At 64.6% G+C, this 23,762-nt stretch carries 20 protein-coding genes; 10 read left to right on the plus strand and 10 right to left on the minus strand.

The window, feature by feature from the left end; all coding sequences use genetic code 11:
- Positions 1 to 44: 44 nt before the first annotated feature.
- The 4 genes from ACLBXN_RS00450 to ACLBXN_RS00465 all read right to left on the minus strand — a co-directional run bounded on the left by ACLBXN_RS00450 (position 45) and on the right by ACLBXN_RS00465 (position 3,752).
- A complete protein-coding gene (locus ACLBXN_RS00450) occupies positions 45 to 1,340 on the minus strand; it encodes a TRAP transporter large permease (RefSeq protein WP_407715023.1) in 1,296 nt (431 codons plus the stop codon).
- Positions 1,333 to 1,839 (minus strand): TRAP transporter small permease, encoded by a 507-nt coding sequence (locus ACLBXN_RS00455; protein WP_447610765.1) that lies wholly within the window; start codon positions 1,837 to 1,839, stop codon positions 1,333 to 1,335. The genes ACLBXN_RS00450 and ACLBXN_RS00455 overlap by 8 nt, the downstream gene beginning before the upstream one ends.
- Positions 1,840 to 1,919: 80 nt before the next feature.
- Positions 1,920 to 2,903 (minus strand): TRAP transporter substrate-binding protein, encoded by a 984-nt coding sequence (locus ACLBXN_RS00460; protein ID WP_211457864.1) that lies wholly within the window; start codon positions 2,901 to 2,903, stop codon positions 1,920 to 1,922.
- A gap of 171 nt (positions 2,904 to 3,074) precedes the next feature.
- Positions 3,075 to 3,752: a GntR family transcriptional regulator gene (locus tag ACLBXN_RS00465; protein WP_012836944.1), complete on the minus strand. Its 678-nt coding sequence runs from the start codon at positions 3,750 to 3,752 to the stop codon at positions 3,075 to 3,077.
- Between the two features lie 292 nt (positions 3,753 to 4,044).
- On the opposite strand from ACLBXN_RS00465, the gene ACLBXN_RS00470 reads away from it, so the two are divergent.
- The 7 genes from ACLBXN_RS00470 to ACLBXN_RS00500 all read left to right on the plus strand — a co-directional run bounded on the left by ACLBXN_RS00470 (position 4,045) and on the right by ACLBXN_RS00500 (position 13,342).
- Positions 4,045 to 4,764: a DUF969 domain-containing protein gene (locus ACLBXN_RS00470; protein ID WP_211457863.1), complete on the plus strand. Its 720-nt coding sequence runs from the start codon at positions 4,045 to 4,047 to the stop codon at positions 4,762 to 4,764.
- On the plus strand, positions 4,761 to 5,714 hold the full coding sequence (locus ACLBXN_RS00475; protein WP_447610766.1) for a DUF979 domain-containing protein: 954 nt from the start codon (positions 4,761 to 4,763) through the stop codon (positions 5,712 to 5,714). The genes ACLBXN_RS00470 and ACLBXN_RS00475 overlap by 4 nt, the downstream gene beginning before the upstream one ends.
- Positions 5,715 to 5,726: 12 nt before the next feature.
- Positions 5,727 to 6,389 carry a pyroglutamyl-peptidase I gene (gene pcp, locus ACLBXN_RS00480; RefSeq protein ID WP_447610767.1) on the plus strand — a complete coding sequence of 221 codons (663 nt, stop codon included), beginning with the start codon at positions 5,727 to 5,729 and terminating at the stop codon, positions 6,387 to 6,389.
- 20 nt (positions 6,390 to 6,409) lie between these two features.
- Positions 6,410 to 7,177 carry a LamB/YcsF family protein gene (locus ACLBXN_RS00485; RefSeq protein WP_447610768.1) on the plus strand — a complete coding sequence of 256 codons (768 nt, stop codon included), beginning with the start codon at positions 6,410 to 6,412 and terminating at the stop codon, positions 7,175 to 7,177.
- A gap of 5 nt (positions 7,178 to 7,182) precedes the next feature.
- Positions 7,183 to 8,814: a 5-oxoprolinase subunit B/C family protein gene (locus ACLBXN_RS00490; protein WP_447611189.1), complete on the plus strand. Its 1,632-nt coding sequence runs from the start codon at positions 7,183 to 7,185 to the stop codon at positions 8,812 to 8,814.
- A gap of 141 nt (positions 8,815 to 8,955) precedes the next feature.
- Positions 8,956 to 10,683 (plus strand): acetyl/propionyl/methylcrotonyl-CoA carboxylase subunit alpha, encoded by a 1,728-nt coding sequence (locus tag ACLBXN_RS00495; protein ID WP_249334368.1) that lies wholly within the window; start codon positions 8,956 to 8,958, stop codon positions 10,681 to 10,683.
- A 175-nt stretch (positions 10,684 to 10,858) separates the two neighbouring features.
- The gene (locus ACLBXN_RS00500; protein WP_447610770.1) at positions 10,859 to 13,342 is read left to right on the plus strand and encodes a heavy metal translocating P-type ATPase; all 2,484 of its coding nucleotides are present in this window, start codon (positions 10,859 to 10,861) and stop codon (positions 13,340 to 13,342) included.
- Between the two features lie 68 nt (positions 13,343 to 13,410).
- On the opposite strand, the gene ACLBXN_RS00505 is transcribed toward ACLBXN_RS00500, so the two are convergent.
- From ACLBXN_RS00505 to hglS, 5 genes are all read right to left on the minus strand, one after another.
- Positions 13,411 to 14,118, minus strand: coding sequence for a riboflavin synthase (locus tag ACLBXN_RS00505; protein WP_003058924.1), 708 nt, complete (start codon positions 14,116 to 14,118; stop codon positions 13,411 to 13,413).
- Positions 14,119 to 14,211: 93 nt separating this feature from the next.
- Positions 14,212 to 15,087, minus strand: coding sequence for a hypothetical protein (locus tag ACLBXN_RS00510; protein WP_447610771.1), 876 nt, complete (start codon positions 15,085 to 15,087; stop codon positions 14,212 to 14,214).
- A gap of 138 nt (positions 15,088 to 15,225) precedes the next feature.
- Complete coding sequence (locus ACLBXN_RS00515) at positions 15,226 to 15,417, minus strand: hypothetical protein (protein WP_249334363.1); 192 nt, start codon at positions 15,415 to 15,417, stop codon at positions 15,226 to 15,228.
- 183 nt (positions 15,418 to 15,600) lie between these two features.
- The gene (locus ACLBXN_RS00520; protein ID WP_447610772.1) at positions 15,601 to 16,839 is read right to left on the minus strand and encodes an aminotransferase-like domain-containing protein; all 1,239 of its coding nucleotides are present in this window, start codon (positions 16,837 to 16,839) and stop codon (positions 15,601 to 15,603) included.
- The gene (hglS, locus tag ACLBXN_RS00525; RefSeq protein ID WP_447610773.1) at positions 16,836 to 18,254 is read right to left on the minus strand and encodes a 2-oxoadipate dioxygenase/decarboxylase HglS; all 1,419 of its coding nucleotides are present in this window, start codon (positions 18,252 to 18,254) and stop codon (positions 16,836 to 16,838) included. The genes ACLBXN_RS00520 and hglS overlap by 4 nt, the downstream gene beginning before the upstream one ends.
- A gap of 172 nt (positions 18,255 to 18,426) precedes the next feature.
- Between hglS and ACLBXN_RS00530 the strand changes: the two genes are divergently transcribed.
- Positions 18,427 to 19,344: a LysR family transcriptional regulator gene (locus ACLBXN_RS00530; RefSeq protein WP_050871751.1), complete on the plus strand. Its 918-nt coding sequence runs from the start codon at positions 18,427 to 18,429 to the stop codon at positions 19,342 to 19,344.
- Between the two features lie 128 nt (positions 19,345 to 19,472).
- Here ACLBXN_RS00530 and ACLBXN_RS00535 read toward each other — a convergent pair whose 3' ends face one another.
- Positions 19,473 to 20,384: a transporter substrate-binding domain-containing protein gene (locus ACLBXN_RS00535; RefSeq protein ID WP_043003626.1), complete on the minus strand. Its 912-nt coding sequence runs from the start codon at positions 20,382 to 20,384 to the stop codon at positions 19,473 to 19,475.
- A 465-nt stretch (positions 20,385 to 20,849) separates the two neighbouring features.
- Here ACLBXN_RS00535 and ACLBXN_RS00540 point away from each other — a divergent pair, with 465 nt between their 5' ends.
- The gene (locus ACLBXN_RS00540) at positions 20,850 to 21,503 is read left to right on the plus strand and encodes a DUF2760 domain-containing protein (RefSeq protein WP_211457851.1); all 654 of its coding nucleotides are present in this window, start codon (positions 20,850 to 20,852) and stop codon (positions 21,501 to 21,503) included.
- A gap of 3 nt (positions 21,504 to 21,506) precedes the next feature.
- Positions 21,507 to 23,483: an Hsp70 family protein gene (locus tag ACLBXN_RS00545; RefSeq protein ID WP_447610775.1), complete on the plus strand. Its 1,977-nt coding sequence runs from the start codon at positions 21,507 to 21,509 to the stop codon at positions 23,481 to 23,483.
- Positions 23,484 to 23,762 lie beyond the last annotated feature (279 nt).

Raw genomic sequence — 23,762 nt, forward strand, 5'->3', positions numbered from 1 at the left:
ACGAGAAACGCCCCTTTCGGGGCGTTTGTGCAGAGCGATTTTGCTTACATATTATTGGGCAGCACGGTCACGATCTGCGGGAAGAACCACAGTATCACGAGTGCCAGCACCATCAACAGGAAGTACGGCGCACAGACGCGGGCCAGGTAGGTGATCTGCTTGCCCGTCATGCCCTGCAGCACGAACAGGTTGAAGCCCACTGGCGGCGTGATCTGAGCGGTCTCCACCGTGATCACGAGGAAGATGCCGAACCACAAGGGGTCGATGCCTGCGGCCTGGATGATGGGAAGGACCACGCCGGAGGTCAGCACAATGGTGGAGATGCCGTCCAGAAAGCAGCCGATGAGAATGTAGAACAGGCCCAGCACCGCGATCAGCATGGCGGGCGAGAGGTTCAGACTGCCCACGTATTCGGCCAGCTGGCGTGGCAGACCGATATAGCCCATGGACAAGGTCATGAAGGCAGCGCCGGCGAGGATCAGCGCGATCATGCAGTAAAGCCGGGTGGCTCCGAACAGCGAGTCCTTGAAGTTCTTCCAGCTCAGCGCACCTTGCAGGGCCGACAGGATCAGCGCTCCCATCACGCCTATGCCGGCGGCTTCGGTTGCCGTGGCAATGCCGCTGTAGATGCTGGCAATCACGCCAGAGATCAGCAGCACGACGGGGATCAGATGGCGTGACTCGTAGACTTTCTGCTTGAAGCTCAGGCTGCTGTCGGCCTTGGGCACCTTGTCCGGGTTCATCAGGGCCCAGACCACGATCCAGCCGCTGAACATCAAGGCCAGCATGATGCCCGGCAGCACGCCCGCCATGAAGAGCTTGGAGATCGACAGCTCGGCCGATACGCCATAGACGATCAAGATGATGGATGGGGGGATCAGCAGGCCCAGCGTGGCGGGGCCGCCCAGCGAGCCAATCACCATGTTCTCGGGATAGCCGCGTTTGCGCAGCTCGGGCACATTCATCTTGCCCACGGTGGCGCAGGTGGCGGCCGAGGAGCCGGACACCGCTGCAAAAATCGTGCAGCCTATGACGTTGGTGTGCAGCAGGCGGCCCGGCAGCGCATTGACCCAGGGCGCCAGACCGCGAAACATGCTCTCGGACAGATTGGTGCGGTAGAGAATCTCGCCCATCCAGACAAACAGCGGCAGAGCGGTCAAGGTCCAGCTGCTGGCCGAGCCCCAGATGGTCATGGCCATGGCATCGCCCGCAGCGCGCGCGGTGAAGAACTCCATGCCGAACCAGGCCACGCCCGCCAGAGTCAGTCCGACCCAGACGCCGCCGCCAAGCAGAACCAGCAGCACCACGATCAGTGCAATGCTTGCGGTGATTTCATTCATGAGGGGTTCCCTCCTTCTCTACCGCCTTGCGTTTGCCCAGCAGCTCCAGCATCAGTTCGTCACAGAACGCGATGAAAAAGACAATCGTGCCCAGAGCCATGAAAACCTGCGGAATCCATAGCGGCGTGGCGTCGATGCCCACGGAGATGTCTTCGATCTCCCAGGACTGCCAGACCAGGCGCGTGGAATAGAAAGCCAGAAAGGCCGAAAGAATGGTGGCGATGCCAAGGGCGGTCAGCTCCAGTGCCTTGTAGGCATGGCCCTTGAGCGCACCCAGCAGCAAGGTGACGCGGATATGTTCACCTTTCTTCAAGGTGCTGGCCAGGGCCATGAAGCCGGCACCTGCCATGGCGTAGCCTGCGTAGGCATCGGTACCCGGGGCGCTGAAGCCAAAAAGCCGGCTGGTGATGGTCAGCAGCACCATCGCCAGCACGCCGATCATGGCGATGCCTGCAAGCCAGGCACTGCCTTCATATAAACCATTGAGTAACTTGCGCATGCTTGTCTTCCTGAGCGGATGAGGTGATCGGCCGCCCGGCCCCAAATGCCGGGACTGGGCAGCCAGATGCCATCTGCGCCTTACTTGCCAGCCTTGTAGCCGTCGAGAATGGCCTGGCCGTCAGCACCGGCCTTGTCCGTCCATTCCTTGATCACGGTCGCGCCGATCTTGCCCAGGTCGGCCTTGAGCTGGGCGGAGGGCTGCTCGACCTGCATGCCGCCTTGCTTGAGTGCGGCAATCGAGCGCGCATCCACTTCCCTGGACTCTTTCCAGCCGCGCTGCTCGGCGGCTGCAGCGGCCTTCAGCACGGCTTCCTGCGTGCTCTTGTCCAGTGCGCCAAAGGCCTTCTTGCTCACGGTCACGGCATTCTTGGGAATCCAGGCCTGCACGTTGTAGTAGTACTTCAGGCTTTCAAACAGCTTGTTGTCGGCGCCGGTCGCGCTCGAGGTGATCAGGCCATCCACCACGCCGGTCGCCAGGGCCTGGGACAGCTCGGCTTCCTGTACGGTCACTGGCTGGGCGCCAATCAGCTCGCCGATGCGGGCCGTGGTCGGCGAGTAGACGCGCCACTTCATGCCCTTGAGATCGGCTGCGGAGCTGATGGGTTTCTTGGTGTAGATGCCCTGGGGCGGCCAGGCCACGGAATACAGCAGCACCTGCCCCTGCTTGTCCAGCAGCTTCTGCAGCGCGGGCTTCTGGGCCTGGTAGAGCTTGTAGGCATCCTCGTAGTTGCTCACCAGAAACGGCAGGCCGTCGGTGCCGAAAATCTGCGACTCGTTCTGGAAGCTCACCAGAAAGAACTCGCCCATCTGTGCATTGCCGGTTTGCACGGCACGCTTGATTTCGGGCATCTTGAACAGCGATGCACCAAAGTGCGGCGTGATCCTGAGCTTGCCGCCGGTGGCGGCGTCCACATCCTTCACGAACAGTTCGTTGTTCTTGGAGTGAAAGTTTCCAGGCCCGTATGCGGTGGCGAAATCCCATTTGGTTTGTGCCATGGCTTGACCGGCAATGCCGATGCCGGCGAGCAAGGTGGCGGTGGCGCAGAAAAGGCGACGCTTCATGAAAACTCCTCGGATAAGAGATGCGGACAAATGAACTCAGGCAAGAGTTGTGCCAAAAGTAGCATTTGTCTCAACAGGTATCCATGAGGGATTTCAACGAGTTTTTACAAAGCGTAGGGCGTTTTCTTTCTTATCTCCATTGGGTAGGCCTGGATTGTTGAACAAGAAACTTCAGGGAGCCTTGATGCCAGCCTCTGCCAGACGCCGGGCATAGGCGGCCAGAATGATGCGCTCCGAGTGCACCAGATAGGCACTGAGCTCCTGCGCCGCCTCTGCGGGTCTGCCGGCCTCGAAGATCTGCAGAATCTTCAGGTTCATGCTTACATAGGGCGCATGCAGGAAATGCGGGTCGCGCAGCAGGCCGAAGGCCAGGCGCAGCTCCGCCAGCAGATGCGAGAACATCTCGTTGAGGCGCTCGCTGTCGGCCAGGGCCACGATGGCTTTGTGAAACGCCATATTGGCGGTGCCCACTTCGGACCAGTCCTCGGCCTCGCTGTGGCGCTGGCCGCTTTCCACGGCCTCGCGCATCCGCGTCAGCGCCGGGTGCATGGGATAAGCCTGTGCCAGCGCCTGGCACTCGATCATGCGCCGCACGCGATAGATATCGATGATGGACGCCATGCTGGGCACGGCCACCGATACGCCCTTGTTGGGCTCGTGCACGAGCAGACCTTCCTTGGTCAGCATGCGGAACACCTCGCGCAAGGTGTTGCGCGAAATATCCAGCGCTTCGCTGAGTGCCGCTTCGGAAAGCCGCTGGCCAGGGCTCAGCACGCCCTTGACCAGCTGGCTGCGTATTTCTTCGGCGATGCGTTCGGTCAGATTCTGGACCTCTGCGGCGACTTTCATGGCATTCCCTTTTTGCTGTCGCCAGAGTGTAGCCATCGTTCTGTTGACTCAGAGAAGTCCAAAAGATTGGCGATACCTAGGGTTTGCTCTATTACAAAGTCTATTTGTTCTGCAAACAATTTCATTTGTGGAATCAATCTAAATAGATTGTTCAACAATTAGAGGAATGAAGCAGGTCTGAAGCAGAGCTGCCCAGCCTTCCTCAAAAGAGCTGGGCGGGTTGCTGAGAGCGTTCCCGTCTTTGGTAGAGCCCGCCGCGCAACGGATCAGGGCGTGATTTCCGGAGGCTTCCATGCCTGTAGACGTAAACCTGTGGCCGCTGATCGGCGTGCTCATCATCATTGCCGGCTTCGCGCTGCGCTTTAACCCCATGCTGGTGGTCATCGTGACCGCCATCGGCACCGCCTTCGCGGCGGGCTTTCCGCTGGACAAGGTGCTGGCCGCCATCGGAGCCGGCTTCATCAAGACCCGCAACTTGCCGCTCATCATCCTGCTGCCGCTGGCCGTGATCGGCTTGCTGGAGCGCCATGGCCTGCGCCAGCATGCGCAAAACTGGATCAGCTCCATCAAGTCGGCCACAGCCGGCCGCCTGCTGATCGTCTACCTGGCAGCGCGTCAGCTCACCGCAGCCATCGGCCTGACCAGCCTTGGCGGTCATCCCCAGATGGTGCGTCCGCTGCTGGCCCCCATGGCCGAAGGCGCGACGGAAAACCGCTACGGCAAGCTGTCGGGCAAGGTGCGCGAGAAGCTGCGTGCCATGTCGGCTGCCACGGACAACGTGGGTCTGTTCTTTGGTGAAGACATCTTCGTGGCCTTCGGTGCGATCGTGCTGATGACCACCTTCCTGAAGGAGGCGGGCATCGAGGTCGAACCGATTCATGTCGCGCTGTGGGGCATTCCCACGGCCATCTCGGCCTTTGCCATCCATGCCTTCCGCCTGCATCGCCTGGACAGGCAGCTGGCGCGTGAAATTGCTGCGGAAAAGAAAGCTGCCCAGGGAGAGTCGGCATGACCATCACCATTCAATACCTGTATTACCTCGTCGGCCTGGTGCTGGCGGTGACGGCCGTGATGACGCTGCGCGACGGCAGCAACCCGCGCCGTTTCTCGGCGGGCCTGTTCTGGGCGCTGTATGCGGCGGTGTTCCTCGTCGGCGATCTGCTGCCGCCCGTATGGGTGGGGGCGGTGGCGGTCGTCATGGCCCTGATTGCCGGTTTCGGCGGCGTGATGGGCGGTAACCATCAGCCGCGCACCGATGCACAGTACCTGGAAAGCGCCAAGCGCCTGGGCAACAAGCTGTTTGTGCCGGCGCTGGCCATCCCGCTGATCACCATGGTGGGCACGCTGTCGGCCAAGCATCTGGTCTTTGGCGGCACTCCCCTGATCGACCCCAAGAACAGCACGCTGGTCAGTCTGGGCATCGGCTGCGTGGTCGCGCTGGTGCTGGCCTGCAAGATGACGCGCGAGACTCCCGTGCAGGGCCTGCGCGAGTCGCACCGCCTGATCGACGCACTGGGCTGGGCTCTTGTGCTGCCCCAGATGCTGGGCATGCTGGGTCTGGTGTTCTCGGATGCCGGCGTGGGCAAGGCCGTGGCCTATGTGACCACTACCTACATCAACATGGATGTGCGCTTTGTGGCCGTGGCCGTGTACGTGATCGGCATGGCGCTGTTCACCGTCATCATGGGCAATGGCTTTGCGGCCTTTCCGGTGATGACCGGCGGTGTGGGCGTGCCCGTGCTGGTTGGCGTCTACCATGGTGACCCGGCCGTGATGGCGGCAGTCGGCATGTTGTCGGGCTACTGCGGCACCTTGCTGACGCCCATGGCGGCCAACTTCAACCTGGTGCCCGCAGCACTGCTGGAAATTGACAAGAATGCCGTCATCCGTGCGCAGGTTCCCACGGCCATCACGCTGCTGATCGTGAATGTGTTCCTGCTCAACTTCCTGATGTTCCGATAAGAGAGAGTTGCCATGACTGAGGCTGCCCACCGAATCCTGCTGACCGGCTTTGAGCCCTTCGACAAAGATAGCGTCAACCCCTCGTGGGAAGTGGCGCGTGCGCTGGATGGCGAGCTGATTGCGGACGGTGTGGTGCATGCCGTGCAACTGCCCTGCGTGTTCGGCGCGGCCATGGCGGCGCTCGACGAGGCGCTAGCCAGGCTGCAGCCCACGCTGATCATCAGCCTGGGGCTGGCCGGCGGGCGCACTGAAATCACGCCGGAGCGTGTGGCCATCAATATCGACGATGCCCGCATTCCGGACAACGCGGGCCATCAGCCCGTTGACCAGCCCGTGGTGCGCGATGCGCCCGCGGCCTACTTCTCGACCCTGCCCATCAAGGCCATGGTGCGCCATCTGCGGGACGCGGGCATTCCGGCTGCGGTGTCGAACACGGCGGGCACTTTTGTCTGCAACCATGTGTTCTATGCCCTGATGCACAGGCTGTCGCGCCGTGCGGGCCCCGGCGTGCGCGGCGGCTTTATTCACATACCCGCGCTGCCGCAGCAGGCCGCGCGCCAGCCGGGCATGGCCAGCATGGCGCTGGAAACGCAGATTCAGGGCATACGCGCAGCCATTCATACGGCCATGACGGTGCAGCAGGATTTGCAGGAACACGCAGGTCAGCTGCATTGATGCCGACCGGGAGAAGAATGATGAAAATGGATTTGAACAGCGATCTGGGCGAGAGCTTCGGCGCCTGGCGCATGGGCGACGATGCGGCCATGCTGGACATCGTCAGCAGCGCCAATGTGGCTTGCGGCTTTCATGCCGGCGACCCGGCCGGGATGCTGACCACGCTCAGGGCCGCCAAGGCGCGCGGCGTGGTCGTCGGCGCGCATGTGGCCTACCGCGACCTGTCGGGTTTCGGGCGTCGCAACATGGATGTGGCCAGCGGCGATCTGGTGGCCGACGTGATCTACCAGATCGGCGCTCTGCAAGGTCTGGCGCAGGCGGCCGGCACCAGCGTCCAGTACGTCAAGCCGCACGGCGCGCTCTACAACACCATTGCCCAGGACAAGCGTCAGGCCATGGATGTGATCAATGCCATCAAGGCCATCAATCCCAGTCTGGTGCTGATGGCGCTGGCAGGTGCGCCCCTGATTGAATGGGCCCGCGATGCAGGCCTGAAGGTGGTGGCCGAGGCCTTTGCCGATCGCGGATACACGCCCGACGGCGCCCTGGTCTCGCGCCGCGAGCCCGGTGCCGTACTGCACGACGAAAACCTGATCGCCCAGCGCATGCTGACCCTGGTGCGTGATGGAGTGATCGAGGCCGTGGACGGCTCTCTGGTGCGTGTGCAGGCCGACTCCATCTGCGTGCATGGCGACAGCCCCGGTGCCGTGGCCATTGCACGCAACATCCGCCAGCGCTTCGAGCAGGAGGGCGTGCAGATCACCTCCTTTGTGGAAACAGCACCATGAGTTCCATGCGCTTTTTGCCCGTCAACCGCCACGCCATCCTGGTGGAGCTGGCCGACCTGCAGCAGACGCTGGTGCTGCTGGGGGCCTTGCAGGCCAGTCCCATAGAAGGCGTGCAGGAGCTGGTGCCTGCTGCGCGCACCATTCTTGTACAGTTTGCGCCCCATATCATCGGCGCGGCGCAACTGGTGCGGCGCATTGCCGAGTGCGACCTCAGCGGCAGCGTGCAGCGCTCGGACGTGCTGGTGCAGATTCCCGTGCGCTATGACGGCGAGGATCTCGCCGAAGTCGCACAGATACTGGGCATCACGGCCGAGGAGGTGGTGCGCCGCCACACGGGCAGCGAATGGTCGGTGGCCTTTACCGGTTTTGCGCCGGGCTTTGCCTATCTGAGCGGCGGCGACCCCGTCTTCCAGGTGCCGCGCCGCGCCACGCCGCGAACCAAGGTTCCGGCCGGTGCCGTGGCGCTGGCCGGCAGCTTCAGCGCGGTCTATCCCCAGGCCAGCCCCGGCGGCTGGCAGATCATCGGCGTGACCGATGCCGCGATGTGGGATCTGGCGCGCGACCTGCCGGCCTTGCTGCAGCCCGGCTACCGCGTGCAGTTTGTCGATATTGCTACGCAAACAGAAGCTTCAAGTGCTCTATCCAGTTCGATTTCAGCTAATAAAGTAGCTGAAATCAATAAGGGGAAAGCGCAAGCAGCTACGAATCTAAAAGCAGATGCCGGTGCCTTGCGTGTGCGGGCCACAGGCCTGCTCACGCTGTTCCAGGATATAGGGCGCCATGGCCAGGCCGGTCAGGGCGTTTCGGCCTCCGGCGCCATGGACCAGGCGGCGTTCAAGACGGCCAACCGGCTGGTCGGCAATGCCAGTCAGATGCCGGTGCTGGAGACGGTAGGCGGCGGCCTGTCGCTGCAAAGCGTGGGCGAGAACGTAGTGGCCGTGACCGGTGCAGACGCACCTCTTGGCATCACCACGGCCGACGGGCGCCGCTGGTCTGCGCCGCGTTATGCCGCGATTGCGCTGGCCGATGGCGACACACTGAGCCTTGGCCAGCCCGTGGCCGGTGCCCGCTGCTATGTGGCGGTGCGCGGCGGCTACGAGGTGGCTCCCGTGCTGGGCAGCGCTTCGACGGACACCCTGGCCCATGTCGGCCCGCCCGCTCTGCAAACTGGGCAGTTGCTGGCGGTGCTGCCGGACCACCATGCCGTGGTGGCCGAGCTGGCCCTGCCGCTGCAGGAGCTGCCGGCCCCGGACGGCGAGGTGGTGCTGGATGTGGAACTGGGCCCGCGTACCGACTGGTTCACGCCCGAGGCCGTGGCCTTGCTGGCCGCCCAGCGCTGGCAGGTCACGCCCCAGTCCAATCGCGTGGGCCTGCGCCTGGCCGGAGAACAGGTGCTGACGCGCGCCGTGAGCAGCGAGCTGCCCAGCGAAGGTACGCCGCTGGGAGCCATCCAGGTTCCCGCCAGCGGCCAGCCCGTGCTGTTTCTGGCCGACCATCCGCTGACCGGCGGCTATCCCGTGATCGGCTGCGTGGCGCCCCATCATCTGGATCTTGCGGGACAGATTCCCGTAGGGGCCTGGATTCGTTTTAACCCCATCCGTACCTTTGCAGAGCTGGTGCCTGCAGCCGCGGAGTGAGGAGTGACTTGATGAAAAAATCTCTGATTGCCAACCGTGGCAAAAACAGCTGCGCAGCAGTTGTTTCTCCAGATTGCCGGGCCTGCGCAGCAGGCGGCGGCGGTCTCGCATCCCTGTCTTACGCTTCCTGAGGTGGCAACCATGATTACCAAAGTTCTGATTGCCAACCGTGGCGAGATCGCCGTGCGCATTGCACGCGCCTGTGCCGACTATGGCGTGAAGTCCGTCGCCGTCTATGCCGATGCCGATATCGACGCCCTGCACGTGCGCCGTGCCGACGAGGCCTACGGCCTCGATGGCGACAAGCCTGCCGACACCTATCTGAACATCGCCAAGCTGATTGCGATTGCCAAGCGTTCGGGTGCCGACGCCGTGCATCCCGGCTATGGCTTTCTGTCCGAGAGCGAAGCCTTTGCGCAGGCCGTGCTGGATGCGGGTCTGGTCTGGATCGGCCCGCGCCCCGACACCATCGCCAAGCTGGGCGACAAGGTCGAGGCGCGCAAGATTGCGTTGCAGGTCGGTGCGCCGCTGGTGGCCGGCACGCCCGATCCCGTCAAGGATGCCGACGAAGTGCTGGCCTTTGCCCAGCAGCATGGTCTGCCCATCATCATCAAGGCTGCTTTTGGCGGCGGTGGCCGCGGCATGAAGATCGCCTGGCGCATGGACGAAGTGGCCGAGCTGTATGCATCGGCCGTGCGCGAAGCCGTGACGGCTTTCGGTCGTGGCGAATGCTTTGTGGAGCAGTTTCTCGACAAGCCGCGCCATATCGAGGCGCAGGTGATTGCCGACACGCACGGCAATGTGGTGGTGCTGGGCACGCGCGATTGCTCGCTGCAGCGTCGCAACCAGAAGCTGGTGGAAGAGGCTCCTGCCCCCTTCATCACCGATGCGCAGCGTGAACGCATTCACAGTGCGGCAAAGGCGATCTGTGCCCAAGCCGGCTATGTCAGCGCCGGAACCGTGGAGTTTCTGCTCAGCGGCAACGGCGCCATTTCCTTCCTCGAGGTCAATACCCGCCTGCAGGTCGAGCACACCGTGACCGAGGAAACCACGGGCATCGATCTGGTGCAGGAACAGCTGCGCGTGGCCGACGGTCTGCCTCTGTCCTTCACGCAGACTCCGGCGCCACGGGCCCATTCCATCGAGTTTCGTATCAATGCCGAAGATGTGGGGCGCGGCTTTCTGCCCACGCCGGGTCTGATCACGCGTTTTGCCCCACCTTCGGGGCCGGGTGTGCGGCTCGATTCGGGCGTCGAGTCCGGCTCGGTGATCCCCGGAACGTTTGACTCCATGATGGCCAAGCTCATCGTCACGGGGGCAACGCGCGAGCAGGCCCTGGCCCGTGCGCGCCGCGCGCTGGCCGAGTTCCGCATCGAGGGCGTGGCTTCGGTGCTGCCCTTCCACAAGGCAGTGCTGAATCAGGCCGACTTTGTGGGGACTGCGGGCTTCAATGTCCACACCCGCTGGATCGAGACCGAATTTGCCGAGCCGCTGGCCGCCGCCGCCCGTGCCGAGCCCGTGGCTGACACCAGCCTGCTGCGCACCGCCATCGAGATCGACGGCCGCCGCGTGCAGCTGGGCCTGCCCGCCATGCTGCTGCAAGGACTGTCTGCACCGGCGACCGGTGCGACCCAGGCCGCAGCGTCGCAAAACGTGGACCCCGATGCCGTCATCTCGCCGATTGCCGGCAATCTGCATGCCTGGAAGGTGGCCGATGGCGACGAGGTCAAGGAAGGCGATGTGATCGCCGTGATGGAAGCCATGAAGATGGAAATGCAGGTTTCGGCCCACAAGAGCGGCCGCATCACACTGGCCGTGCAGCCAGGCACTGCACAGGTCTTGAGCGCCGTGATCGCGCATATCCGATAGACATAGCCAGCCCCGCTCAAAGCGCGACCTCCGTGTCGCGCTTTGTTTTTTTGCCTTGCTGCACTCAAGCCAAACTCCGCATGTTTGCACCCTGCCGAAAGAGGTTTTTGCCGGGGGCTTGACCTTTACATGATGTCAATCTCTACAGTTGCCTTCAACGTGAATGGAGAACGCGATGAATGCACTGACCAAAAGCGGAGCCTTTGAACTGTCTGTGGAAGGAATGACCTGCGCTTCCTGCGTGGGCCGGGTGGAGCGGGCGCTCAAGAAAGTGCCCGGTGTGCAGGAGGCCGTGGTCAATCTGGCCACGGAAAAAGCCAGCCTCACCGTGACCGATCCGGCGCAGGCTGCGGCCATCCTGCCGCAGGCCGTGGCGGCGATCGAAAAAGCGGGCTACGCGGTGCCCGCGCAAAGCGTGGATCTGCAGGTGAACGGCATGACCTGTGCGTCCTGCGTCGGCCGTGTGGAGCGTGCGCTCAAGAAGGTACCTGGAGTGCAGGATGCAGTGGTGAATCTCGCGACCGAACGTGCCAGCGTGCAGCTGCAGGGCGGCGTGACGGTGAGCGCCCTGATCGCGGCGATTGAAAAGGCCGGCTATGAAGCGCAGCCCGTGGCGCACAGCGCTGGCGCGACTGGCGAGGACGCCACAGCCGCGCGCCAGGCACAGGAGCGCGAATCGCTCAAGCGTTCCCTGATCTTTGCGACCCTGTTTGCACTGCCCGTGTTTCTGCTGGAAATGGGCGGTCACATGGTGCCTGCGTTTCACCACTGGATTGCAGGCAGCATCGGCACCCAGAACAGCTGGTACCTCCAGTTCGCGCTGACGGCCGTGGTGCTGTTCGGGCCGGGCCGGCGCTTCTTCGAGAAAGGCGTGCCCGCCCTGCTGCGCGCTGCGCCCGACATGAATTCTCTGGTCGCCGTGGGCACCTCGGCGGCATTTGCCTATTCGGTGGTCGCGACCTTTGTGCCGCAATGGCTGCCTGCAGGCACCGTGAATGTGTACTTCGAGGCCGCGGCCGTCATCGTGGCGCTGATCCTGCTGGGCCGCTTTCTGGAGGCGCGTGCCAAGGGCAATACCTCGGAGGCCATTCGCCGCCTGGTGCAGTTGCAGGCCAAGACGGCGCGCGTGCGCCGCGATGGCCAGGTCCAGGAAGTCGATATCGCCCAGGTGCGTGCCGGCGATCTGATCGAAGTGCGGCCGGGCGAGCGTATTCCCGTCGATGGCGAGGTCATCGAAGGCCGCAGCTTTGTCGACGAATCCATGATCAGCGGCGAGCCCGTTCCGGTCGAGAAGGCCGAGGGCGCCGAAGTGGTGGGCGGCACGGTCAATCAGAACGGGGCGCTGGCTTTCAGGGCCACCAAGGTGGGCGCCGATACGCTGCTGGCACAGATCATCCGCATGGTGGAGCAGGCCCAGGGCAGCAAGCTGCCGATTCAGGCCCTGGTGGACAAGATCACCATGTGGTTTGTGCCGGCCGTCATGGCCGCGGCCCTGCTGACTTTCGTGATCTGGCTGATCTGGGGTCCCGATCCCGCGCTGAGCTTTGCCCTGGTCAATGCCGTGGCCGTGCTCATCATTGCCTGCCCCTGTGCCATGGGCCTGGCCACGCCGACTTCCATCATGGTGGGTACCGGGCGTGCCGCGCAAATGGGAGTGTTGCTGCGCAAGGGCGAGGCGCTGCAGCAGCTCAAGGATGCCAGGGTGGTGGCGGTGGACAAGACCGGCACGCTGACCCGTGGCCGTCCCGAGCTGACCGATCTGGCGCTGGCCGACGGCTTTGAGCGCGGCGCCGTGCTGGCGCAGGTGGCTGCTGTGGAGGATCGCAGCGAGCACCCGATTGCACGTACCATCGTCGATGCGGCCAAAGCCGAAGGGCTGGAGATTCCAGCCATCAGCGATTTCGCATCGGTGACCGGTTTCGGCGTGCGTGCCGTGGTGCTGGGCGATCAGGTGGAGATCGGTGCCGACCGCTTCATGCGCGAGCTTGGCCTGAGCGTTGACGGTTTTGCGGCCGAGGCCGAGCGCCTGGGCAGCGAAGGCAAGACGCCGCTGTATGCGGCCATCGGCGGACGGGTGGCCGCCATGATTGCCGTGGCCGATCCCATCAAGCCCAGCACCAAGCCCGCGATCGATGCCCTGCACGCACTGGGCCTGAAGGTGGCCATGATCACCGGCGACAACCGCCACACGGCCGAGGCGATTGCCAGGCAGCTGGGCATTGACGAGGTGGTGGCCGAGGTGCTGCCCGGCGGCAAGGTCGAGAGCGTGAAGCGCCTCAAGGCCGAGCATGGCACGCTGGCCTATGTGGGCGACGGCATCAACGACGCACCGGCCCTGGCCGAAGCCGATGTGGGCATCGCCATAGGCACGGGCACCGATATCGCCATCGAGGCGGCCGATGTGGTGCTGATGTCTGGCGACCTCTCGGGCGTGCCGAATGCGATCGCGCTGTCCAAGGCCACCATGAAGAACATTGGCGAGAACCTGTTCTGGGCCTTTGCCTACAACGTGGCGCTGATACCGGTGGCGGCAGGTCTGCTCTATCCCTTCAACGGCATGCTGCTGTCGCCCGTATTTGCCGCCGGGGCCATGGCGCTGTCCAGCGTCTTCGTGCTCTCCAACGCGCTGCGGCTCAAGCGCTTCAAACCCGCTCTCTGACAAGAGGGCCGGCAGCGACGGAGGAGCAGGCGCCGGAAGATGTTCCGGCGCTTGTCCCGTGGCCAGAGCTATTGTCTGGGCAGTTGTGGCACGTCCACAAAATCGTCCAGGCTCAGGCCTTTTTCCTGTAGCAGGGCTTCGAGCACGGGCTTGAGCCGGCCCAGGCTGGCTTCCACGGTTTCGCGCACGGTATCGACCACCACCTGGGTGCTGCGCTCGATCTCGATATTGACCAGATCGCCGACCTTCTTGTCGCCGAACACCGTCATGCGCAGGGTTTCGGGAATCAGCCAGACCTCGAACCAGCCCTCCTTGCGGTTCACCTCGGCAACCGTCAGGCTGGCGCCGTTGACGGCGATATAGCCCTTGGCAAACACATAGGGGCGAAAGGCCTCGGGAATGCCGAAGCGGATCTTGTGATTGGTCTCGGTCTGCATCACCTCCAGCAGCGGCGCCATGAAGTCCACATGGCCCGACAGCGGGTGGCCGCCAATCTCGGCACCGTCCTTGGCGGCGCGCTCCACATTGAGCGTGTCGCCAGCCTTGCAGCTGCCCAGCGTGGTGATGTTCAGGCTTTGCAGCATCACATCAAAGCTGGCGCTGGTGGGCGAGAGGTTTTCGGTCACCGTCAGGCAGACGCCGTCATGCGAGACGCTGGCGCCAATGGCCAGGTCCTGGCAGAAGCCTTCGGGGAACTCCATGATGAAGGTGCGCAGGCCGTCCTGGTCGCGCAGCGCGGCAATCTTTGCCACGGCCTGAATGATGCCGGTAAACACGGGGCAGACTCTCTTATCAACAGGCTGGCGCCGGGCGCTGGCCTTGGGTCAAAACAGCTATTTTGCCTGCTTGCCCGGTAACCCGGCCAACATCTAGGCGAAGGCCGGCCGGCCTTCCCAGAAGCCGCTGATCAGCGCCTCGGGCTTTTTGAGTGCACGCACCCAGGCGCAGTCGGGCCAGGCTTGCATCTGCACATTCATGCCGGCAAACACGCCGTAGCCCGGGCCGGCCGCGATCTCGCCATCGGCCTGCAGGGTCTCACCGCTGCGGATGCTGCAGGCCGCGCGGATGTCGCCCTGGGCCTTGATGCCCCAGCCGGCCTGAATATGGTTGCCGCACAGAATGCCGTCGTTGCCGGCAATGCCGTGGCCTACATCGAGCAGGCCCTGCACCTCGATGGCGCCGCCTGCTTTCAGGCCCTTGCCGCAGTGCATATCGCCTTGCACCTGCACCTCCTGGCCGATATGGGCATTGCCTTTGAGCTTTACATGGCCGCCGCCGCGCAGCTCCCAGCCGCAGCGCAAGTCTTCGGCGCGCACCTCGCCTTCGACTTCCACGCTCCAGGCAGCCTTGACGCTGCCGCCGGCCTGGAGCAGTTCAGCGGCAAAGATGGCGCCACCGCACTGAATTTCTTCGCCCGCTTCGAGCTTGCCCGCGCGTATGCCGCCGCCCGCCTGCAGGCTGCGGCCTACCAGCAGCTGGCCGGTGACGCGCACATCGCCGTGCACGATCAGCGTGCCGGCATAGACGAAGTGGTCGGCCTCCAGATGCTCGAGCTCCAGCACGCTGTTGGTGGAGCCGAAGTTCTCCAGCAGCCAGCGTGCATCTTCCACACGGCCTGCGGCCACCTGGGTGTCCATGGCGGCCTGGTAGTCCCCGCCGGCCAGGTTGTTGCGCACAAACCAGCGGTAACCCATGGCACAGGGATTTTTGCCGCGCAAGAAATTTTGAGTGAGTTCCATGTCCATGGCTGACCTCCGGATCGTCCTTTGAGCAAGATGCGGTGCGCGTGGCAGTACAGGGCCGCGAAGGCGTGGACGTACCTCTCCCATGCACCAGGGAAATGCTGTTCTGGAAGGCCGTGCGGAGGATGTGAGCTGTGTGCTTCAAGCCTTCCGCACGGCGGCGGAAAGCATGGCCGTGACACCGCTCAGGCTCACGAATGCGGTGGGAATGCCATGGCGGCGGGTGTGTAGCGCACGCAGCACGCAGGCACGCGCGGACAGCTCTGCAGCAAGGGCAGAGCGGCGCAGGCGGGCGGCGGTGGACAGGTGTAGGCAGGCCATGGTGTGGGGCATGAAGGAAGCGGCAATTATGCCGCGCAGCCCGGGCTGGTGCAGATGACCCCCTGCTTGTCCGTTATTTCATGGCGCTGTGCATGGCCGGGCGCCGCGCAAGGGCCGCCCCGCAGCGCCGGTGCCGTCCCCCTCCGGCGAAGCCGGAGAGGGGGAAGACGCGAAGCAGCACAGGGGGGCTTTATCTCAGCGGCTTTGCGCTGCAGCCTGGCACAGACGCTCCACGGCCTGCGCGATCTGCGGCACTTCGGGTGCGGCAAACGACATGCGCAGCGTGTGCAGGTCGGGGTCGGCCGGATAGAAGGCCTTGCCTGGCACATAAATTACGCCCAGGGCCACGGCGGCGTCGAAGAGCTTTTGCGGATCGATCTGGCGGTCCAGCTCGGCCCAGACGAACATGCCGCCCGCAGGACGCGAGCAGCGTATGCCGCTGTCCGGTGATGCGTTCAAGCCCTGGACCAGGGCCTGCATGCGGCGCTGGTATTCCAGGCGCGCGCGCTGCACGGTGGCCGGGTAGAGCCCGCTGGCCAGATAGCAGGCGGCGACCGATTGCGTCAGCGGCGAGGTGCACAGGTCGGCCGTCTGTTTGGCCACCGTGCAGCGGCGCAGCAGCGGCGCGTCGGCCAGCATCCAGCCCACGCGCAGCGCGGGTGCCACTGTCTTGGACAGGCTGGACAGATAGATGACGGGGTTGGAGCCGGGCTCGGCCAGGCGCTCGCCCGCGGCGCGCACGGTGCCAGGCATGGCCCGGGGGACGTCGCCGGGTTCGTCGAAGCGCAGCTCGCCATAGGGGTCGTCCTCGACCACCCAGAAGCCGTGCTGCCTGGCCAGTTGCACCAGAGCCTCGCGGCGTTCGGCCGCCAGCAGCGTGCCGCGCGGGTTGGAGAAGTTCGGCACGGTGTAGAGCAGCTTGGGGCGCTGGTCGGTGGGCAGTGCGGCCAGCAGATCGGCCAGGGCTTCTGTCTGCAGGCCTTGCTCGTCCATGGGAATGGGCAGGATGCGCGCCTGCGCCAGACGCAGGGCTTGCAGCGTGGCCGGATAGGCGGGCACCTCGACCAGGACCGTGTCGCCGGGCTCGACGAGCACGCGCACCAGCAGGTCAAAGGCCTGCTGCGATCCGGTGGTCACGAGGATGTCGGCGGCCGTCGCCTGCATGCCGCGCTCGCGCGCCTGCTGCGCCAGGGCCTCACGGAGTTCGCTCAGGCCTTCGGTGGCGCCATATTGCAGCGCGCCCGGACCCTGTGTCATGGCCTGTGCGGCGGCCTGGGCCAGGCCCTCGGCATCGAAGAGGCTGGGCGATGGATAGCCGCCGGCCAGCGAGATCATGCCGGGGCGAGAAAGATAGGGAAACAGCTCGCGTATCGGCGATCCCGCAGGCTCGGCAAACACGGCGGCAAAGGGTGCCAGTGCGCTGTCCTGACTCATGCCGCAGCTCCCGACAGCAGCCCGAGAACCTGAGTCCTGGATTGCTGTTCGCTGGCCTCGTACAGGGCGATTTCGTCATGCACGCGTGCGCCCAGTGCGCTCTCGAAGACCTGCTGCGCGGCATGGGCCTGGTATTGCTTTTGCTCCTCGCCGCCGAGGTTGGACTGGAAGATGCCGGCCGCGCTCACGGGCAGAAAATCCTCATAGGTAATCGGCTCGGCCTGCACCAGTCCCTTGCCGATCAGCGCTTCCAGATCTGCCTCGGCCGCGCCCTGGGGCAACCGAGCCTGAGCATGTTCGGTCAGGCGGTAGCGGTAGAAGGCCAGACCCTGGCGGCGCAGTTCCTCGTGGGTGTCGGGAAACTGCGTGAAGACCTGTCGCAGGCGGTGTGCATAGTCGGGCGCGGCGCTGCCCGCGCTGTCTATGCCGCGCACCAGACCCAGCAGCTCGTCGTACAGAGCGCGGCCCTTGCGCGTCAGCGCGACGCCGCGCTGCTCGATCTCGCCAAAGCGGGCGGTATGGGCGCCGGCATTGTCCGCGTTGGCGTCGGCATCGGTAAAGCGCACGGCCTCCTTGAGCGCCTTGAAGCTGGTCTGGCGCAGCAGGATCGGGCAGGCGCGCTGCGGCGGGCCTTCGACCACATCCTTGGCATCCATGCCACGCGCGGGCATATCGGCCTGGGCCAGGTCGATGTCCAGCGTGCGCGGCGTCAGATGGTTGATGTGGGGTCCCTTGAAGCACACCACATCGGCCACCAGGCGGTGGGCTTGCTGCAGGGCCTTGTAGGTCGCGGCATCCACGGTGGCGTCGCTGTGCCAGCGGAAGGTCTCCAGGGCCTGCTGCACAAAGGCGTCGGCATCGTCGCTGTCCAGGCCGCCGTCGCGCTCGGCCTGGGCAATGAGCTCCAGTGCGCGCGGCGTGAAGATGCGACGGCGCTGGAGGATCTCGGCTGCCTGCGCGCGCAGCGCCTCATCGGCGATCAGCTCCAGACGCAGCAGCGAGGTGAAGACGCGAAACGGGTTGGCCAGCAGCGCCTCGTCGTGCACGGGGCGAAAGGCCGTGGAGTGCACGGGAACGCCGGCCACCGAGAGGTCGTAATAGCCCACGGGCTCCATGCCCATCACGGCGAACAGGCGGCGCAGCGTGGCCAGTTCCTCGGCCGTGCCCACGCGGATGGCGCCATGGCGCTCCACATCCAGGCGCTCAAGCTCGCCGCTTTTGCTCATGCGCTGGCGCAGCTCGGGATCGGCCTGCAGCGTCAGAGCGTTGACATCGGCAACCAGGTCGATCAGCGTGCCGTACTGGGGCACTTCCTTGCGGTACATCTCGGACATGGCGCGCGAGAAGCGCGTGCGGATCTCGTTGGAGGAGACAAATCGGGCAGCTGTGGAAGAGGCGTGGGGCGTGGCGCTCATGACGGAACAGAAGGGTCTTGGGGGTCGTGGGATGGCCGCGCCGCTGGCGTGGCCGCAGGAATATGCAGGATGTTGTGCGTCGTCATGACTTTGGTCAAACGATAATCCTGCCTCCAGGTCATACCTAAACGGAATGAACCTGCTAGCAGCCCCACACTCACCGGTTCGTTCCATGCAGCTATCCCGTCGCTTTCTGCCCCCCATGTCCCTGCTTTGCGCCTTCGAGGCTTCGGCGCGGCACCAGAGCTTTACCGCGGCGGCCGCCGAGCTGCATCTCACGCAAAGTGCCGTCAGCCGCCAGATCCGCGCACTGGAGGAGCGCCTGGGCACAGAGCTGTTCGTGCGCGAGCGCCAGACCGTTCGCCTGAGCGCTGCGGGTCAGGTCTACGCGCAGGAGATTCGCGCCGCCCTGGCGCGCATCTCCAATGCCACGCTGGGCTTTCGCACCAATCCCCAGGGCGGCAGCCTGAACCTGGCCATCCTGCCGACCTTCGGCACGCGCTGGCTGGCGCCGCGGCTGCCGCAGTTCTTCAGTGCCCATCCAGGCATCACCATCAATCTGACCACGCGGCTGTCGCAGTTCGATTTCCAGCTCGAAGCCGTGGATGCCGCCATTCATTTCGGGCTGCCGAACTGGCCGGGCGCGGAGCTGGAGTTTCTGATGAGCGAGACCGTGGTGCCGGCCTGCAGCCCCGATGTGGCGGCCCGCCATGGTTTTGCCCGGCCCCAGGACCTGCTGCGTGCGCCGCTGCTGCATCTGGCATCGCGCCCTGACGCCTGGCAGCGCTGGTTCGGCAGCCAGGGCTGTCAGGGCGGTGATATGCAGGGCATGCTGTTCGATCAGTTCGCCACGGCAGCGCAGGCCGCGATAGCCGGCGTGGGCGTGGCGCTGCTGCCCAAGTTTCTGATCCTGCGCGAGCTGCAGGCCGGCGATCTGGTCCAGGCCCTGCCGCAGCTGCCCGAGGTGCAGAGCGCCGAACGCTACTACCTGGCCTGGCCGACCAGCCGCTCGGCCTATCCGCCGCTGCAGGCCTTCCAGGGCTGGCTCAAGCAGGTCGCGCAGGAGTTCGCTTCCTCTGCACCGCTGTAATGTAAAAAAAGGAGCTGCCAGCGCAGCTCCTTCAATGAATTCAGCCATGAATATGTCTGAAGTGCTTTCTCGGCATGCGCTACCAGCTATCAATAAAGCATGGATCCAGGCGCAGACCGGTGGTTGCCTCAGCTGTTGTAGGCTTCCAGCGGCTTGTCGTTGGGCGCTTGCAGCAGCTGCTTGAGCGTCTCGCTCATGGGCAGGTTCAGCGGCATCTCTTTGGGCGGAATGGGCTGCATAAACCATTTGTCGTAGATCTTTGCCACTTCGCCGGACTTCATCATGCGCACCAGGGCATCGTCCACGGCCTTCTTGAAGCCGGGATCGTCCTTGCGCATCAGCAGCGCGATGGGCTCCGATCCCAGCGCCTCGCCCACGATCTTGTAGCCCTTGGGGTCCTTGGCGTTGGCGATCACCCCGGCCAGCAGGTTGTCGTCGAGCACGAAGGCGTCCGCGCGGCCGGACTCCAGCATCAGAAAGCTCTCGAAGTGATCCTTGCCCAGCTGGGTCGGCAGCTTGACATTGTTCTCATGGCTGTATTTGCGAAGCAGCTGCACGGCGGTGGTGCCGGCCGAGGCTGCCACGGTCTTGCCGTCGAGCTGCTTGAACGAGGTCACGGGCGAGTCCGCACGCACGGCCATGCGCACCTGGCTGACATAGGTGGTGACGGCAAAGGCGACCTGCTTCTGGCGGCTGAGGTTGTTGGTCGTGGGGCCGCAGCCCAGATCCACCGTGCCGTTCTGCACCAGAGGCATGGTGTTCTGCGCGGTAATGGCCATGTATTCGATCTTGGCGCTGGGCGCGATCTGGGCCAGAACCTTCTCGCACAGCTCCACGTGGTAGCCGGTGAAGCGGTGGTTGGCGCCTATGGCATAGGCCATGGGGGCCGAGCTCTCGCGCACGCCTATGACCACCTTGCCGGTCTTTTGCAGCTTCTCCAGCGTGCTGCCGGGGGCGGTCTGGGCCTGGGCACCGAAGGTGGTCATGGCGGCTACAAGGGCGGTACATGCCAGCGTCAGGTTCGCGGTCATCAGGCGCATGGGGGAGGTCTCCTCGGAAAGTGGGCGTATGGAAAACGCAATCCTGTTGTTGTTCGGTCGTTCCTGGTGCCGCGCATTGCTGCAGCCCGTGAACCGGCAGGACCTGTGGCCGCAACGGCCTGCTTGTCAATGTCCTGCAGCAACTATCCGGCAAATGGCGGCGGCTTCATAACGATGAAACGGAAGAAGGTCATGCTTGCGGCGTATGACCCTGCAGTGCGCGCTCCGGTGCGGCCGCAGGCGCGGCAAAGCCATAGCGGGAGGGCAGATCGGGCTTTTTGGGTAATATCTGCGCCTATTGCACAGGCCCGCGCGCATCCGTTTGCGACGCGTGCAGCCTTGTGTCGCCAGGGCCGGCCGTGCTGCTGCCGCCTGGTCAGGCTCCGTTTTCGGTTCGCGCAGCCCAGCCCGCAAGGGCGCCACAGAGAGATTCTGCATGCGTGAACCCGTTTTGAGACAGACTCCATGACTGCCAATACTCCCCCCTCATTCCTGAGCCGCATCGCCATCGCGATCGGCAGTTTCTTTGCCATCCTCGGTAACGGCCGTCTGGCCGCCGACGTGACCCGTGTGCGCGCCGGCGAGGCCTTTGCCGCCGACGTCGCGCCCAAGGAAGTGCGCGTGGAAGTGCCGGTCGAGAAGATCGTCGAGGTCCGCGTCGAAGTGCCGGTCGAGAAAATCGTGGAAAAGACCGTCGAGGTTCCGGTCGAAAAACGCGTCGAGGTGGAAAAACTCGTCGCCACCGACAGCGCCGCCCTGCAGCTGCTGGGACTGATGCAGCGCGAAGCCCGCTTTGTGGACTTCATCCAGGAAGACGTTGCCCCCTATACCGACGCCGAAATCGGCGCTGCCGCGCGCGTGGTGCATGAAGGCTGCCGCAAGGTGCTGCGCGAGCATTTCACATTGAGCCCCGTGCGCAGCGAAGCCGAAGGCTCGCGCATCACCTTACTGGCCGGCTTTGACGCCGCTGCCGTGCGCCTGACGGGCAATGTGGTCGGTCATGCACCGTTCACCGGCACGCTGTCCCACCGTGGCTGGCTGGTGACGGAGGTCAAGCTGCCCCAGCTCATCGACAGCCAGGCCGCCAAGGTCATCGCCCAGGCAGAAGTGGAGCTGTAAACCATGAACATGTTTGCCTCCATCGCCGCATCCGGTGCGGCTTCCCATGCCGCGCCCGCAGCTGATTCCTTGGCTGCTGCCGCTCAGCCGCAAGGCGCTGCTGGCCAGGTCGACGCTCCATCTGCCGGCGCTCAGTTCAGCATCGGCATCGATCTGGGCACCACGCACTGCGCGCTGTCCTATGTGAACAAGACCGCCAGCGATGGCGAGAAGGTGGTGCAGGGCGTGCTGGACATTCCTCAGCTCACGGCTCCCGGCAGTGTCGAGGCCAGGCCCCTGCTGCCGTCCTTTCTCTATCTGCCGCACGAGAGCGAGCTGACCGAGGCCGAGCGCAGCTTGCCTGGTGCGCCAGTCGATTTCATCACCGGCGAATTCGCCCGCAGCCGTGGCGCGGCCACGCCCATCCGTCTGGTGAGCAGCGCCAAGAGCTGGCTCTGCCACCCCGGCGTCGATCGCCGCGCCGGCATTCTGCCCGCCGATGCCCCCGAGGAAGTCAGCCGCATCTCGCCGCTGACCGCTTCCACCCGCTATCTCGAGCATCTGCGCCGCGCCTGGGAGCAGGCCCATCCCGAGGCCCCGTTCGAGCAGCAGGACATCACCGTCACTATTCCCGCCTCGTTCGACCCCGCCGCGCGCGAGCTGACGGCCGAGGCCTGCAAGGCCGCAGGCTTTGCCAATCTGACGCTGCTCGAAGAACCCCAGGCCGCGCTGTACAGCTGGATCCAGGCCAGCGGCGGCCAATGGCGCAAGCAGGTCAGGCATGGCGACATCATCCTCGTCGTGGACGTGGGCGGCGGCACCACCGACCTGTCGCTAATCGTGGTGCTGGAGCGCGAAGGCAATCTGGAGTTGCAGCGCATTGCCGTGGGCGAACACATTCTGCTGGGCGGCGACAACATGGACCTGGCCCTGGCCTATGGCGTGGCACGCAAGCTGGCGACCGAGGGCAAGCAGCTGGATGCCTGGCAAACCCGCGCGCTGGCCCATGGCTGCCGCGCTGCCAAGGAGCAATTGCTGGCCGACGCAAGCCTGCAGGCCGTGCCCGTGGTCGTGCCCAGCCGGGGCAGCAAGCTCATCGGCGGCAGCATCCGCACCGAAGTCACCAAGGACGAAGTGCTGGCCATGCTGGTCGAGGGCTTTTTCCCCAAGGTGGCCGTCAGCGACAAGCCCAAGACCCGTGCGCGCGGCGCACTCACGCAGCTGGGCCTGCCCTATGCGCAGGATGCCGCCGTCACGCGCCATCTGGCGGCCTTTCTGAGCCGGCAGGTTCATGCGCTGGCCGAGATCGAGGGCCTGAGAGGCGATCAGATCGACGGCTCCACCTTTCTGCATCCCACGGCCATTCTGTTCAACGGCGGCGTGCTCAAGGCGCCGCAGATCGAGCAGCGCATTCTGGAAGTCATCAACGGCTGGCTGGACGACGAGGCCTGTGAGCCTGCGCGTCTGCTGGACGGTGCCAACCTCGATCTGGCCGTGGCGCGTGGCGCGGCCTATTACGGCCATATCGCCACCAGCGGCCGCGGCGTGCGCATTCGCGGCGGCACGGCCCAGTCCTACTACGTGGGCGTGGAGAGCAATATGCCCGCCATCCCCGGCATGGAGCCGCCCCTGTCCGCCCTGTGCCTGGCACCGTTCGGCATGGAAGAGGGCACGGAAGTCGCGCTGCCTGACGAAGAGTTCGGCCTGGTCGTGGGCGAGCCCGTGCGTCTGCGCTTCTTCGGCTCGTCCGTGCGCCGCACCGATCAGGTCGGCACCATGCTGGACTTCTGGTCGCCCGAAGAGCTGGTGGAGCTGCAGGAGATCGAGCTGAATCTGCCCGCCGCCGGCCGTGCGGCCGGCGAGGTGGTGCCCGTGACCCTGGAGGCGCGCGTGACGGATATCGGCACCCTGGAACTCAATGCCGTGCCCGTGGGCGGAAGCGAGCGCTGGAAGGTGGAATTCGATGTGCGCGCGGAGACCTCTGCCGAGGTTGCCGACTAAGGCCGTTGAGTCGCTTGACTGCGAAAGCCCGCTGGCCGATTGGTTGGCGGGCTTTTTTTGTTCTGGACACGACATACGCAGAAGCGGGTTCAGGCAAGACGAGTGCTTCTGTAGGCAGGCCTTTGTTGCATTCTTGTTTGGGTAAGTCTCAGCGGAGTTTGCGGTTGCATGTCTGCCCTTGTCCAAGGCACGTCGCCCCAACAAGCCAGCGGCAGAAGCGATATGAAACAGGAACTTCAGCCCAAATCAGCCTCTGGGCCAATCACAGAAAGCGCGATC

It is taken from the genome of Comamonas sp. C24C (assembly GCF_053345995.1).